This window comes from Streptomyces sp. SID5464 (assembly GCF_009862985.1).
GTDB classification, from domain to species: domain Bacteria; phylum Actinomycetota; class Actinomycetes; order Streptomycetales; family Streptomycetaceae; genus Streptomyces; species Streptomyces chartreusis_D.
Genome location: NZ_WWIQ01000060.1, coordinates 88,105 through 101,523, shown reverse-complemented (window position 1 = coordinate 101,523; position 13,419 = coordinate 88,105). Strand labels below are relative to the sequence as shown.

Below are 13,419 nucleotides of genomic sequence, written 5' to 3'. Positions count from 1 at the left end.
GCCGCCGCCCAGACGCAGAGCACGGCCGAGACGCAGAGCGCGGCCGAGACGCGGGGCGCGGCCGAGACGCGGGGCGCGGCCGAGACGCAGAGCACGGCCGAGACGCGGGGCGCGGCCAAGACGCGGGGCGCGGCCACGACACCGGGGCCCGCCCGAACACCAGCCGCCTCCGAAACACCAGCCCCCGAAACACCAACCGCGGCAGAAACACCAGCCGCTGCCAGACCGCCGGCCGCCGTCGAGACACCGAGCGCGGTCGGGGCGCAGAGCGCCGCCGGGAGACACGACGCCGCGGGCGCCGTCGAGGACGAGCCGGTGTGGATAGCGTTGCCGCCCGGGCTGCTGAAGATGCGGCGGTTGCTGCTGGTGGTGTGGCTGGGGCTGATCAGCCTGGCCGCCGGGCTGGTGCCGGGCCTGCTGGCCGGGCCCGCCTGGGCCGCGTTCACGCTGCCGCCGCTGGCGCTGATGGCCTGGGGCTGGGTGCTGATCGGCCGCAACTGGCGCTCCTGGCGGTACGCCGAGCGCGCCGACGACCTGCTGATCAGCCGCGGTGTGCTGTGGCGCGAGGAGACGGTCGTGCCGTACGGGCGCATGCAGCTGGTCGAGGTCACCTCCGGGCCTGTGGAGCGGCACTTCGGGCTGGCCAGCGTGCAGCTGCACACGGCCGCCGCGGCGACCGACGCGACCATCCCGGGCCTGGACCCGGCCGAGGCCGAACGGCTGCGCGACCGGCTCACCGAGCTGGGCGAGGCCCGATCGGCGGGGCTGTGACGGCGCCCGAGGCCGCCGAGGCCACCGAGGCCGAGAGCGGGATCGCCGAGCGGCGGCTGCACCCCGTCACACCGCTGAGGCGGGCCTGGGCGCCGGTCGCCGTGGTGATCGGCTGGGCGGTGCACGACCCCGACGGGGCGCAGCGCCATCTGACCCGGCTGAACACGACCACGCTGCTGATCGCCCTCGCCGTGATCCTCCCGGCCGCCGCCCTGTACGGCTTCTGCTCCTGGTGGTTCACGCACTTCGCGGTGACCGAGACCGAACTGCGCATCCGCACCGGGCTGGTCTTCCGCCGCACCGCGCACATCCGGCTGGAGCGGATCCAGGCCATCGACGTCACCCAGCCGCTGCTCGCGCGGGTCGCGGGCGTCGCCAAGCTCAGACTCGACGTCATAGGCACCGACAAGAAGGACGAGCTGGCCTTCCTGGGCGCGGACGAGGCGGGTGCGCTGCGGGCCGAACTGCTCGCCCGGGCGGCGGGATTCGCGCCCGAGACCGCGCAGGAGGTCGGGGAGGCGCCGTCCCGGCAGATGCTGCGGGTGCCGCCCGGAGTCCTCGCCGTGTCGCTGGTGCTGAGCGGGGCGACGTGGGGGTCGCTGGCAGCGGCGGTCGTCGTGCCGCCGCTGCTGTGGCTGGCCACGGAGAGCGTGTGGACGGTCCTGGCCGTCGCCCTGCCGCTGCTGGGCGCGGCGGGCGCGAGCAGCGTGGGGCGGTTCGTCAGCGAGTACGACTGGACGGTGGCCGAGTCGCCCGACGGGCTGCGCATCGACCACGGCCTGCTGGACCGGGCCCATGAGACGGTGCCGCCGGGGCGGGTGCAGACCGTGCGGATCGTGGAGCCGCTGCTGTGGCGGCGGCGCGGCTGGGTGCGCGTGGAGCTGGACGTGGCGGGCTCCTCCAACTCCGTGCTGGTACCGGTCGCTCCGCGCGAGATCGCTGAGGTCGTCGTCGCACGCGTGCTGCCCGGGGTGACCGTGCCGGAGCAGGCGGACCTGTCGCCGTCGCCGCGCCGCGCCCGGTGGTGCGTGCCGGTGTGGTGGCGCGGGTACGGGCTCGCCGTCACGGACGCGGTGTTCGCGGCGCGGTCAGGGCTGCTGCGGCGGAGCCTCGCACTGGTGCCGCACGCGAAGGTGCAGAGCGTACGGATGACGCAGGGGCCGTGGGAGCGCGCCCGGGGCGTGGCCGACGTACAGGTGGACACGGGCGCGAACAAGACGGTCACGGCGAGGCTGCGGGACGCGGCCGAGGCGCGCGAGCTGCTGGCGGCACAGGCGGAGCGGTCACGGACGGGGCGCAGGGACGCGCGGCCGGACCGCTGGATGGCGTGACCCACCGGAGACGACGAAGGCCCCCCTGCCGCAGCCGGGGGGCCTTTTCTGCTGCGTGGGCGTCAGGAAACCGCGCTCCGCAGCCCCTGCACGTCGATCTGCTCCGTCTCGTCGTGCGCCGTCAGGTCGATCACCTGGCCGATCCCGCGCGACTCCGGGTCCGCCGGCTTGTACCCGGCCTCTGCCTCGGCCTTGTGCAGCGCCAGGGCCTCCTGGCCGACGACATCGGCCAAGTCCTCGTTCTGTACGGCCTCCAGGGCGGCCCGCGACGTGCCCTGCTTGGTACCGAAGAAGTCGAACCCGCCCTCGGAGACGGGGCGCCGCACCGGCGTCTGCGGTGCCACGGCCACGGCGGCCGGCACGGTGTAGTGACCTGAGGAGGCAGGCTGCACGAGCCGCTCGGCCTCGGCGGCGGTGGAGGTGCCGGCGGTCGCGCGCTCGTGCCCGGCGACCGCCCCGGACTGCCCCTGCGCCTCGTCCTCCTTCGACTGCTCCCGCTGGTCGTCCTTCCGGTCGTCGCCCGCGGGCTCCGCGCCGTCGCCCTTCGGTACGCCGTCGCCGTCGCCGCCGCCGTCCGGGTCCGGGGCCGAGTCGCTGTCGAGCCGGGCGAGCGCCGCCGCGGCCCGCAGGAACAGCCGGGAGCCCTCCGGCGAGAACACCGCCGGAATCGCGGTCCGCTCCTCGGCGGCAAGGCCCTCCGCCCCGGTGGTTGCGGCCGTCTCGTCCGCCTCCGCCGGTGCATCCGCCGTCTGCGCCTCTCCCGCGGGCAGCGCGGCCCGTACCGGAGCCGTCGCCTCGATCTCCAGCACGCGGCGTTCCTCCAGGACGCTCGCGCGCTCGGTCTCGGCGGTGGCGTACCGGCGCAGCAGAGAGGCGTGCTCGTTGCGCAGCCCGGCCAGTTCCGTGCGCTTGGCGCGCAGCCGCTGCTCCAGCTTCGCGCGCAGCTCGCGGGACTCCTCCAGGTCGGCCTCCAGTTCGGCGACCCGCTCCTCGAAGCGCCACTCGTCGCTCGCCCGCGCGCGCGTCAGGTCGGCGACGCGTTTGCCCGCCTGGATGTCCCAGCGGCGGAGCACGACCGCGCCGACGACCGCCGTCACCGCGGCGGCCGCGGCCAGCCCGCGGAGCACCATCGGCTCCGTGAACACCCAGGGCCCCAGGGCGCAGACGAGGGAGACGCCTGCGATCGCCGACGGGGGAAGCAGCCTGTGCAAGGGCGGGGAATGGCGGTGACGTCCACGTGGCATGGCCAGAAACTTACCGCGCGTAGGCGAATCATGGTGACCCACCCCGCAAAAACAAAGCCACACCGAAGCGTTCACACGGCATCAGAACTCGGGAAGAAGTGGAATCACCCCTTCACCCAATTCCCAAGATCATTTTCAACGGCCGTTCAGCCGCCCGCCCATCCACTCCAGCGTCGCCGGAATCTCGCGCCGCCAGGTGTTGAAGTTGTGCCCGCCGCTTTCCAGGATGATCGACGAGATCCGCGTCCGCCCGGTCGCCTCCACCCGCTCTATGAACCGCATCGTGTCCTTGTAGTTGGACTCGCCGGACCTGCTGCTGGTGACGAGCAGTGAAGTGTCGGGAGCGGGCCTGTGCTTGAGGTACCACCACAGGTCGGCACGATTCCGGAGCCCCTTGTCACCCTGGAAGAGATCGCCCGTCGTGGCGTCGATCGGCGCCTTGTAGTACGCGGACAAGCCCGCCCCGGCGCCGTACACATCGGGATGGTGCATGGCGATCTTCAAGGCGCAGTAGCCGCCCGTCGAGTTGCCGATGATGCCCAGACCGCTCGGCTTTTCGGCCACCCGGTAGTGCGTGCGCAACGCGTCGGGCAGATCCCTGGCGAAGAACGACTCGGTCTGCGGACCGCCCGGGACGTCCACGCACTCCGTGTCCCGGGGCGGCGCCACCGTGGGCCGCAGCATCACGAGGATCATCGGCTGCATCCGGCCCGCCCGGGCCAGTTCCAGCGCCGTGCGGGGGTAGTGGAGCTTCTCCACCAGCGCCGACGCCGTGCCCGGGTAGCCGGTCAGCACGACGGCCGCGGGGAACGTACGGGTGCGGTACCGCGGCTGGAAGTACTCCGGCGGCAGATAGACGTACGCGGGCGTGGCGATGTGCGTCCTACGGCCCACGATCTCGATCTGCTGGATCCGGCCGCCCGCCCGGGCACTCACGCCGACGGCCCCCGGTACCCGGCGCGAGCCGACCACCTGCAACGGGCCGCCGCCCGGCGTGTGGTCCACGACCACGCCCTGGTCCCGCTCCTGCCCGAACAGGTCCGCCCAGCTCGCGTAGAAGCCGAAGGACTGGTTGGCGGCGAGCCCCACCGCGACGAACAGCGCCACCTGTGTGGCGAGCAGCAGGCCGACCCGCCCGCCCACGGCCCGCCAATTCCGCCGGGCCAGCCGTGGCCAAAGCCAGACCGTTCCGGCGAACAGCAGCACGGCGGACAGCACCGCCAGCACCAGCACCTTGTTGCTCGTGAGACCCAGACCCATCGGTGGTTACCTGTCCGCGCTTCCCGTCCGGGACCTCCCTGAGCGCCCACACCTTCGCGAGGGCTTGTCCCGGACTTTCCTTGGCCTTTGAAACGGCTTTGACGACGGGAGTGAACCTCTCCCCCCGAGACACCGTCCTAGAGGGCGCAATGTCGCCGGATGCCCGAATCGGCACCGGATCCAAGGTCTCTCGCAGAACTACGGGATGCGATGTCTGTCAGGACAGATGAGGAAATGTCGGGCGAGGTTCCCAGTCGTGGAAGCGCCACGGCCAGAACCGGCCCGATGAGCCGCGTGCGCCACCTGCTGCGCGGACCACGCCCCGAGGCGGCCCCCCTCCTCGTCGGCAGAGCCTGTGCCCTGGTGGGCGTACTGGACATCGCCGCGGGCGTCTTCCCACGCTTCCGGCACAGCCGTATGCACGCCATCGCCGAGGTGCTGCCCGGCGCGCTCGGCCCGTTCGCGGCCGCCCTGTCCCTCAGCACCGGCGTGCTGTTGCTGCTGCTCGCCCACGGCCTCAAGCGCGGCAAGCGCCGGGCCTGGCGGGCGGCCGTGGCCCTGCTGCCGGCCGGTGCCGTCGCGCAGTTCACCTACCGGCACTCGATCGTGGGCGTGCTGATCTCACTGGCCCTGCTGGCACCCCTGCTGCGCCACCGCGACCAGTTCAACGCCCTGCCCGACCCGCGCAGCCGCTGGCGGGCGCTCGCCAACTTCGTGCTGATGAGCGCCGGCTCGCTCCTGCTGGGCCTGCTCATCGTCAGCGTCCACACCGAGCGCATGGTCGGCGACCCGAGCCTGGCCGACCGCATCACCCACGTCATCTACGGCCTGTTCGGCTTCGAGGGCCCGGTCGACTACCAGGGCGACGCCTCCTGGACCGTGGCCTTCTCGCTCGGTGCCCTCGGCCTGCTCACCGCCGTCACCACCATCTACCTGGCCTTCCGCCCCGAACACCCGGCCGCGCAGCTCACCGAGGAGGACGAGGCACGCCTGCGCGCCCTGCTGGAGCGGCACGGCGGCCGCGACTCCCTCGGCCACTTCGCGCTCCGCCGCGACAAGGCCGTCGTCTTCTCCCCCAGCGGCAAGGCGGCCGTGACGTACCGCGTGGTCTCCGGCGTGATGCTCGCCAGCGGCGACCCGATCGGCGACGTCGAGGCCTGGCCCGGCGCCATCGAACGGTTCATGGACGAGGCCAGGGCCCACTCCTGGACACCGGCCGTCATGGGCTGCTCCGAGACCGGCGGCGAGGTGTGGACCCGCGAGACCGGGCTCGACGCCCTCGAACTGGGCGACGAGGCGGTGGTGGACGTCGCGGATTTCTCCCTGGCCGGCCGCGCGATGCGCAACGTGCGCCAGATGGTCAAACGCATCGAGCGCGCCGGTTACGAAACCCGGGTACGACGTGTCCGTGACCTCGGCGACGCCGAGCTGGAGCGCATCCGGCGCGCCGCCGACGACTGGCGCGGCACCGACACCGAGCGCGGCTTCTCCATGGCCCTGGGCCGCGTCGGCGACCCCGCCGACGGCGACTGCCTCATCGCCACCGCCCACAAGCAGGACGACCACCCGGGCCCCTACGGCGACCTGAAGGCCGTCCTGCACTTCGTGCCCTGGGGCACCGACGGCGCTTCGCTCGACCTCATGCGCCGCGACCGCTCGGCCGACCCCGGTATGAACGAACTGCTCATCGTGGCCGCCCTCCAGGCCGCCCCGAAGTTCGGCATCGCGCGCGTCTCCCTCAACTTCGCCATGTTCCGCTCGGCGCTGGCCCGCGGCGAGAAGATCGGCGCAGGTCCGGTGCTGCGCGCCTGGCGCGGGCTGCTGGTGTTCCTCTCCCGCTGGTTCCAGATCGAGTCGCTGTACAAGTTCAACGCCAAGTTCCAGCCGCGCTGGGAACCCCGCTTCGTCGTCTACCGGGCCTCCGCCGACCTGCCCCGCATCGGCTTCGCCGCCATGCAGGCCGAGGGCTTCGTCAACCTCGCCCTGCCGCTGCCGCGCTTCCTGCGCCGCCGTCGCCCGGCCGGCCGCCGCCCGTGCGCCCACGGCACGACGACGGAACGGAGCGTCAGAGCGGCGTGACCCGCCCGGACCGACCCGGGCCGCAGCGCCTGGCGGCCGTCCCCTGGGCCTACGCTGACCATATGAGCAACCAGAGCGGACGCGGGCGCGTGGCGGGCCTACCGGAATGGGACCGCTGCGCGGTCATGGGAGTCGTGAACGTCACCCCCGACTCCTTCTCCGACGGCGGCCGCTTCTTCGACACCACGGCCGCCGTCAAGCACGGCCTCGACCTGGTCACCGAGGGCGCGGACCTGGTGGACGTCGGCGGCGAGTCGACCCGCCCCGGCGCCACCCGGGTGGACGAGGCCGAGGAACTCCGCCGTGTCGTCCCCGTCGTCCGCGGCCTGGCCTCCGAGGGCGTCACCGTCTCGGTCGACACCATGCGCGCCTCCGTCGCCGAGCGGGCCCTCGCGGCCGGCGCCGCCCTCGTCAACGACGTCAGCGGCGGCCTCGCCGACCCCCGCATGATCCCGGCCGTCGCCGACGCCGGCGCCCCCTTCGTCGTCATGCACTGGCGGGGCTTCCTCCAGGGCGGCAACGTCCGCGGTGAGTACACCGACGTCGTCACCGAGGTCGTCGACGAGCTGCACGCGCGCGTGGAGGCAGTCCTGGCGGGCGGCATCGCCCCCGACCGGGTCGTCGTCGACCCGGGCCTCGGCTTCTCCAAGGACGCCGAGCACGACCTCGCGCTCCTCGCGGGCCTCGACCGGGTCCTCGCCCTCGGCCACCCGCTGCTCGTCGCCGCCTCCCGCAAACGCTTCCTCGGCCGGGTCCTGGCCGGCCCGGACGGCCCGCCACCGCCCGCACGCGAGCGCGACGCCGCCACCGCGGCCGTCTCCGCGCTCGCGGCGCACGCCGGCGCGTGGGCGGTGCGCGTGCACGAGGTACGCGCCACGGCGGACGCGGTACGCGTCGCCCGCGCCATCGCAGCGGCACGCACCGGCGCGGAAGGAACCCGGTGAGCGCCCCGCACACCGACGTCGAACAGGTCGAGGCCGCCAACACCGCCTTCTACGAGGCACTGGAACGGGGCGACTTCGAGGAACTGGCGTCGCTCTGGCTGACCCCCTCCGACCTGGGCGTCGACGAGACCTACCACGACCCGGCCGACAGCGGCGTGGTCTCCTGCGTGCACCCCGGCTGGCCGGTGCTCACCGGCCGCGGCGAGGTCCTCCGGTCGTACGCGCTGATCATGGCGAACACCGACTACATCCAGTTCTTCCTGACCGACGTGCACGTCTCCGTCACCGGCGACACCGCCCTGGTCACCTGCACGGAGAACATCCTCAGCGGCGGCCCCGCCCCCAAGGGCGACGAGGAGCTCGGCCCGCTCGTCGGCCAGCTCGTGGTCGCCACGAACGTGTTCCGGCGCACGCCCGCGGGGTGGAAACTCTGGTCGCACCACGCTTCCCCGGTTCTGGCCGAAAACGACGAGGACGAGCAGGACGACACCCCCGCCTGAGTGGGTAGGTGCCAGGAAGTGGTTGGAATCACGGACCCGCGGGTATGGGCGGCTACCAACCCGTGAGCCACCGGGTTCCCCAGGGGAAACGCCGGATGAATCCTGCCGGGCCCGGCCCGGGCCCACGCCCCCGAGGCCCGGCCCCGCCCGGGCTCGCAGGTAGATTCGACCGAGGCCGGTGTGCCGCCCGCACACGGCACGGACCGGCCGGGACCGACGATTGCAGGAGTGATTCGCGTGGATCGTGTCGCGCTGCGCGGCCTGAAGGCCCGCGGGCATCACGGGGTGTTCCCGAGGGAACGCGAGGAGGGCCAGACCTTCATCGTGGACCTCGTCCTCGGCCTGGACACCCGGCCGGCCGCGGCCGACGACGACCTGGCGAAGACCGTGCACTACGGCATCGTGGCCGAGGAGGTCGTGGCCGTCGTCCAGGGCGAGCCCGTCAACCTCATCGAGACACTCGCCGAGCGCATCGCCCAGGTATGTCTGAAGCACGACGGGGTCCGGCAGGTCGAGGTCTGCGTCCACAAGCCGGACGCCCCGATCACCGTCCCCTTCGACGACGTGACCGTCACCATCACCCGGAGCCGAGTATGACTGCACCCTTCCTCAAGGGCCCCAGCGACCCGACCGTACAGCCGGTACCCGCCTCCGTCGTCGATAAGGTCGACGCCGCCGACACCACCCTCTCCAACCCCAAACGGGCCGTGGTCGCCCTCGGCTCCAACCTCGGCAACCGCCTGGAGACCCTCCAGGGAGCCATCGACGCGCTGGAGGACACCCCCGGCGTCCGCATCAAGGCCGTCTCCCCCGTCTACGAGACCGAGCCCTGGGGCGTGGAGCCCGGCAGCCAGCCCGCCTACTTCAACGCGGTCGTGGTCCTCAAGACCACCCTCCCGCCCTCCTCGCTCCTGGAGCGCGCCCACGCGGTCGAGGAGGCCTTCCACCGCGTCCGCGACGAGCACTGGGGCCCCCGCACCCTCGACGTCGACATCGTGTCGTACGCCGACGTCGTCTCCGACGACCCGCAGCTCACCCTCCCCCACCCCCGCGCCCACGAGCGCGCCTTCGTCCTGGCCCCCTGGCACGACCTGGACCCCGAGGCGCAGCTGCCCGGCCGCGGCCCCGTCGCCGGTCTGCTGGACTCCGTCACCCGCGAGGGCGTGGCGCCGCGCGCGGACCTGGAACTCCGGCTGCCCGAGTAGCCGTTAAGGTCGAGACGGCTGCACAACCGGGCCGGAGCCGGGGGAACCGAAGGGACACTGTGAAAGAGCTGCGCATCAGGGTGCTGGCCGGCGTCTTCGTCGTGGCGGGGGTGCTGTCCTGGGCGGGCGCCCGCCTGTGGAACTCGGTCGGGACCCTGCCGAGCGTCCCCCTGGCCGCCCCCATCGTCCTGGCCCTGATCGCCGTGGTCCTGCTGGCCACGGCGCTCTCGCTCCGCGCCCGGCTGAAGGCCCAGCGCGAGCGGCAGCCCGACGCCAAGGGCGTCGACCCCATGATGGCGGCCCGCGCGGTCGTCTTCGGCCAGGCCAGCGCCCTGGTCGCCGCCCTCGTCGCCGGCATGTACGGCGGCACCGGCGTCTTCCTGCTGGAGTCCCTAGACATCCCCGCCCGCCGCGACCAGGCCATCTACGCCGGCTTCTCCGTCCTCGCGGGCATCGGCGTCATAGCGGCGGCCATCTTCCTGGAGCGCGTCTGCAAGCTCCCGGACGACGACGAACACGAGGGCACGGGGGCGGCCCCGACCGTGTGACGTACGGCGTCAGCTCGCCATGATGAGGCTCATCGCCTCGTTCCGCGTCGCCGCGTCCCGCAGCTGTCCCCGCACGGCCGACGTCAGCGTCTTCGCGCCGGGCTTGCGGATCCCGCGCATCGACATGCACATGTGCTCGCACTCCACGACCACGATGACTCCGCGCGGCTCCAGTATCTCCATCAGCGAGTCCGCGATCTGCGTGGTGAGTCGTTCCTGCACCTGCGGACGCCGTGCGTAGACATCCACGAGCCGGGCCAGCTTGGACAGTCCGGTGATCTTTCCGCTGTGGGCGGGGATGTACCCGACGTGGGCGACGCCCCGGAACGGCACCAGATGGTGTTCACATGTCGAGTACACCTCAATGTCCTTCACGAGGACCATCTCGTCGTGCCCGATGTCGAACGTCGTCGTCAGCACGTCCTCGGGCTTCTGCCACAGCCCCGCGAATATCTCCTTGTACGCCCGTGCCACCCGTGCCGGCGTCTCCCGGAGCCCCTCGCGGTCAGGGTCCTCGCCGACCGCGATCAGCAGCTCCCGTACGGCGTTCTCGGCCCGCTTCTCGTCGAACTCGCCGATCTGGCCCTCGCCGTCCAGCATCACGGGGTCGGTCATCTGGTGCCTCGTTCCTGTGTCCATCAGGGGGCGGCCCGCACAAATGGCGGAAAGCCGCGCCCCCCAGGCTAAAACCTGGGGGGCGCGGCATCCATTCCGGGCCCGGTGGGGACACCGGGAGAGCGGTGGTCAGCTCTCGGTGCGGTCCTCCGGGGCTCGCTCGGGCGCCGGGGCGGGCTCCGCCGCGGTGTTCTTCGCGGTGGTGATGGCCGGCGTCGCGCCGTTCGCCCCGTTCGTCAGGGCCAGCTCCTTGGGGGAGAGGACCGGCGGGCGGGTGGACGGCGTACGGCGGGAGGAGCCGGTCCAGGCGGGCCTGGGCGGGCGCTTGACGATCGGGGCGAAGATCTCGGCGATCTCCTCCTTGCCCAGCGTCTCCTTCTCCAGCAGCTGCAGCACGAGGTTGTCGAGGACGTCGCGGTTCTCGACCAGGATCTCCCAGGCCTCGTTGTGCGCGGTCTCGATGAGCTTCTTGACCTCTTCGTCGACCAGCGCGGCGACCTCTTCCGAGTAGTCGCGCTGGTGAGACATCTCACGTCCGAGGAAGGGCTCGGTGTTGTCTCCGCCGAACTTGATCGCGCCGAGACGCTCGGTCATGCCGTACTGCGTGACCATCGCCCGGGCCAGGCCCGTGGCCTTCTCGATGTCGTTGGCGGCACCCGTCGTCGGGTCGTGGAAGACGAGCTCCTCGGCCGCGCGGCCGCCCAGCATGTAGGCCAGCTGGTCCAGCATCTCGTTGCGCGTGGTCGAGTACTTGTCCTCGTCCGGCAGCACCATCGTGTAGCCGAGGGCGCGGCCTCTCGACAGGATCGTGATCTTGTGGACGGGATCGGAGTTCGGCGAGGCCGCCGCGACCAGGGCGTGACCGCCCTCGTGGTACGCGGTGATCTTCTTCTCCTTGTCCGACATGATCCGGGTCCGCTTCTGCGGGCCCGCGACCACACGGTCGATCGCCTCGTCCAGCATGTGGTTGTCGATCAGCTTCTGGTCGCTGCGGGCCGTCAGCAGGGCGGCCTCGTTCAGCACGTTGGCCAGGTCGGCACCGGTCATACCGGGCGTACGGCGGGCGACGGCCGACAGGTCGACGTCCGGAGCGACCGGCTTGCCCTTCTGGTGAACCTTAAGGATCTCCAGACGGCCCTGCATGTCCGGGCGGTCGACGGCGATCTGCCGGTCGAAGCGGCCGGGGCGCAGCAGCGCCGGGTCGAGGATGTCGGGCCGGTTCGTCGCGGCGATGAGGATCACGCCGCCCTTGACGTCGAAGCCGTCCATCTCGACGAGCAGCTGGTTCAGCGTCTGCTCACGCTCGTCGTGACCACCGCCGAGGCCGGCGCCGCGGTGGCGGCCGACCGCGTCGATCTCGTCGACGAAGACGATCGCCGGGGCGTTCGCCTTGGCCTGCTCGAACAGGTCACGGACCCGGGAGGCACCGACACCGACGAACATCTCGACGAAGTCGGAACCGGAGATCGAGTAGAACGGCACCCCGGCCTCACCCGCGACGGCACGCGCGAGCAGCGTCTTGCCGGTACCGGGCGGGCCGTACAGCAGCACGCCCTTGGGGATCTTGGCGCCGACGGCCTGGAACTTGGCCGGCTCCTGGAGGAACTCCTTGATCTCGTGGAGCTCCTCGACTGCCTCGTCCGAGCCGGCGACGTCCGAGAACGTCGTCTTCGGGGTGTCCTTGGTGATGAGCTTCGCCTTGGACTTCCCGAAGTTCATGACCCGGGAGCCGCCGCCCTGCATCTGATTCATCAGGAACAGGAAGACGACCACGATGAGGACGAAGGGGAGCAGCGAGAGCAGGATCCCGACGAACGGGTTCTGCTTGGACGGCGAGACCGTGTAGCCGTCCGGGATCTGCTTGTCCTGGAACTTCGCCTGGAGCGTGTTGGCAATCGTCACGCCCTGGTCGCCGATGTAGCTCGCCTGGATCTTCGAGCTGCCCTCGATCTTTACGCCGTCCTTGAGCGAGGCCTTGATGGTCTGCTCGTCGCCGGTGGTCAGCTTGGCCGACTCGACCTTGTTGTCATTGATCGCCTGGACGACCTGGCCGGTGTCCACCGTCTTGTAGCCGCCGGACGAGCCGACGACCTGCATCAACACGACCACGGCAAGGACGGCCAGCACGATCCACATGACCGGCCCACGGAAGTATCGCTTCACGTCCATCCATACGGAGCGGTGCCGCCCCGTCCCTCCTGCCATAGTGAGTTTGATAAAGGCTGTTCTTCGGACGGTACCCCAGCATTGTCACCTGAAGCCGCGCGGGACGACTGGCGATCCGTCTACGCATGCTCCAACGGCGGGAAGCCCGCTGGGGTTCCCGATCACCGGCACGGCACCCGGCCGGAATTTCAGCCGCCGTACACGTGGGGCGCGAGCGTACCGACGAACGGGAGGTTGCGGTACTTCTCGGCGTAGTCGAGGCCGTAGCCGACGACGAATTCGTTGGGGATGTCGAACCCGACCCATTCCACGTCGATGGCGACCTTCGCGGCCTCGGGCTTGCGCAGCAGCGTGCACACCTTGAGGGAGGCGGGCTCGCGCGAGCCGAGGTTGGAGATCAGCCAGGACAGGGTCAGGCCGGAGTCGATGATGTCCTCGACGATGAGGACGTGCTTGCCCTTGATGTCGGTGTCGAGGTCCTTGAGGATCCGCACCACACCGGAGGACTGGGTGCCCGCCCCGTACGAGGATACGGCCATCCAGTCCATGGTGAGGGGGGTGGACAGCGCCCGGGCGAGATCGGCCATGACCATCACCGCGCCCTTGAGGACGCCGACGATCAGGAGGTCCTTGCCCGCGTACTCCGCGTCGATCTTCGCGGCCAGCTCGGCCAGCTTGGCGTCGATCTCTTCCTTGGTGATGAGTACCTGCTGAAGGTCGGCACCCATGTCTTTCGCGTCCACCCGCATCACTTTC

13 protein-coding genes are annotated in these 13,419 nt (G+C 71.5%); 8 read left to right on the top strand and 5 right to left on the bottom strand.

The genetic code is table 11. The features are described 5' to 3' along the window. The first annotated feature begins 315 nt into the window (after positions 1-315). Both GTY47_RS30465 and GTY47_RS30460 read left to right on the top strand, forming a co-directional pair. Positions 316-771 (top strand): PH domain-containing protein, encoded by a 456-nt coding sequence (locus GTY47_RS30465; RefSeq protein WP_029181487.1) that lies wholly within the window; start codon positions 316-318, stop codon positions 769-771. After that, positions 768-2,102: a PH domain-containing protein gene (locus GTY47_RS30460; RefSeq protein ID WP_010044314.1), complete on the top strand. Its 1,335-nt coding sequence runs from the start codon at positions 768-770 to the stop codon at positions 2,100-2,102. The genes GTY47_RS30465 and GTY47_RS30460 overlap by 4 nt, the downstream gene beginning before the upstream one ends. 62 nt (positions 2,103-2,164) lie before the next feature. Here the strand turns inward: GTY47_RS30460 and GTY47_RS30455 are convergent, their stop codons facing one another. After that, the gene (locus tag GTY47_RS30455; RefSeq protein WP_102514822.1) at positions 2,165-3,346 is read right to left on the bottom strand and encodes a hypothetical protein; all 1,182 of its coding nucleotides are present in this window, start codon (positions 3,344-3,346) and stop codon (positions 2,165-2,167) included. A gap of 135 nt (positions 3,347-3,481) precedes the next feature. Beyond that, complete coding sequence (locus tag GTY47_RS30450; RefSeq protein WP_029181486.1) at positions 3,482-4,600, bottom strand: alpha/beta hydrolase-fold protein; 1,119 nt, start codon at positions 4,598-4,600, stop codon at positions 3,482-3,484. 240 nt (positions 4,601-4,840) lie between these two features. Between GTY47_RS30450 and GTY47_RS30445 the strand changes: the two genes are divergently transcribed. From GTY47_RS30445 to GTY47_RS30420, 6 genes are all read left to right on the top strand, one after another. Then, positions 4,841-6,685, top strand: coding sequence for a phosphatidylglycerol lysyltransferase domain-containing protein (locus GTY47_RS30445; RefSeq protein ID WP_029181485.1), 1,845 nt, complete (start codon positions 4,841-4,843; stop codon positions 6,683-6,685). Positions 6,686-6,747: 62 nt separating this feature from the next. Further along, entirely contained in the window at positions 6,748-7,629 is an 882-nt protein-coding gene (folP, locus tag GTY47_RS30440; RefSeq protein WP_029181484.1) for a dihydropteroate synthase, read from the top strand. Beyond that, positions 7,626-8,129 (top strand): nuclear transport factor 2 family protein, encoded by a 504-nt coding sequence (locus tag GTY47_RS30435; RefSeq protein WP_010044306.1) that lies wholly within the window; start codon positions 7,626-7,628, stop codon positions 8,127-8,129. The genes folP and GTY47_RS30435 overlap by 4 nt, the downstream gene beginning before the upstream one ends. Before the next feature lie 237 nt (positions 8,130-8,366). Next, positions 8,367-8,726 carry a dihydroneopterin aldolase gene (folB, locus tag GTY47_RS30430; protein ID WP_010044305.1) on the top strand — a complete coding sequence of 120 codons (360 nt, stop codon included), beginning with the start codon at positions 8,367-8,369 and terminating at the stop codon, positions 8,724-8,726. Then, positions 8,723-9,334 carry a 2-amino-4-hydroxy-6-hydroxymethyldihydropteridine diphosphokinase gene (gene folK / locus GTY47_RS30425; RefSeq protein WP_010044304.1) on the top strand — a complete coding sequence of 204 codons (612 nt, stop codon included), beginning with the start codon at positions 8,723-8,725 and terminating at the stop codon, positions 9,332-9,334. The genes folB and folK overlap by 4 nt, the downstream gene beginning before the upstream one ends. Before the next feature lie 59 nt (positions 9,335-9,393). Next, positions 9,394-9,882 (top strand): DUF3180 domain-containing protein, encoded by a 489-nt coding sequence (locus GTY47_RS30420; protein WP_010044303.1) that lies wholly within the window; start codon positions 9,394-9,396, stop codon positions 9,880-9,882. A 9-nt stretch (positions 9,883-9,891) separates the two neighbouring features. Here the strand turns inward: GTY47_RS30420 and folE are convergent, their stop codons facing one another. The 3 genes from folE to hpt form a co-directional block, all read right to left on the bottom strand. Continuing rightward, a complete protein-coding gene (folE, locus tag GTY47_RS30415) occupies positions 9,892-10,497 on the bottom strand; it encodes a GTP cyclohydrolase I FolE (RefSeq protein WP_010044302.1) in 606 nt (201 codons plus the stop codon). A 129-nt stretch (positions 10,498-10,626) separates the two neighbouring features. Continuing rightward, the gene (ftsH, locus tag GTY47_RS30410) at positions 10,627-12,666 is read right to left on the bottom strand and encodes an ATP-dependent zinc metalloprotease FtsH (RefSeq protein ID WP_010044300.1); all 2,040 of its coding nucleotides are present in this window, start codon (positions 12,664-12,666) and stop codon (positions 10,627-10,629) included. Between the two features lie 185 nt (positions 12,667-12,851). Further along, entirely contained in the window at positions 12,852-13,412 is a 561-nt protein-coding gene (gene hpt / locus GTY47_RS30405) for a hypoxanthine phosphoribosyltransferase (RefSeq protein WP_020270244.1), read from the bottom strand. Positions 13,413-13,419 lie beyond the last annotated feature (7 nt).

Bases quoted from the DNA above. Each gene is read 5' to 3' on its own strand.
- GTY47_RS30455 (WP_102514822.1), bottom strand. From the start codon at position 3,346: ATGCCACGTGGACGTCACCGCCATTCCCCGCCCTTGCACAGGCTGCTT.
- ftsH (WP_010044300.1), bottom strand. From the start codon at position 12,666: ATGGACGTGAAGCGATACTTCCGTGGGCCGGTCATGTGGATCGTGCTG.
- hpt (WP_020270244.1), bottom strand. From the start codon at position 13,412: ATGCGGGTGGACGCGAAAGACATGGGTGCCGACCTTCAGCAGGTACTC.
- folE (WP_010044302.1), bottom strand. From the start codon at position 10,497: ATGACCGACCCCGTGATGCTGGACGGCGAGGGCCAGATCGGCGAGTTC.
- folK (WP_010044304.1), top strand. From the start codon at position 8,723: ATGACTGCACCCTTCCTCAAGGGCCCCAGCGACCCGACCGTACAGCCG.
- folP (WP_029181484.1), top strand. From the start codon at position 6,748: ATGAGCAACCAGAGCGGACGCGGGCGCGTGGCGGGCCTACCGGAATGG.
- GTY47_RS30445 (WP_029181485.1), top strand. From the start codon at position 4,841: ATGTCGGGCGAGGTTCCCAGTCGTGGAAGCGCCACGGCCAGAACCGGC.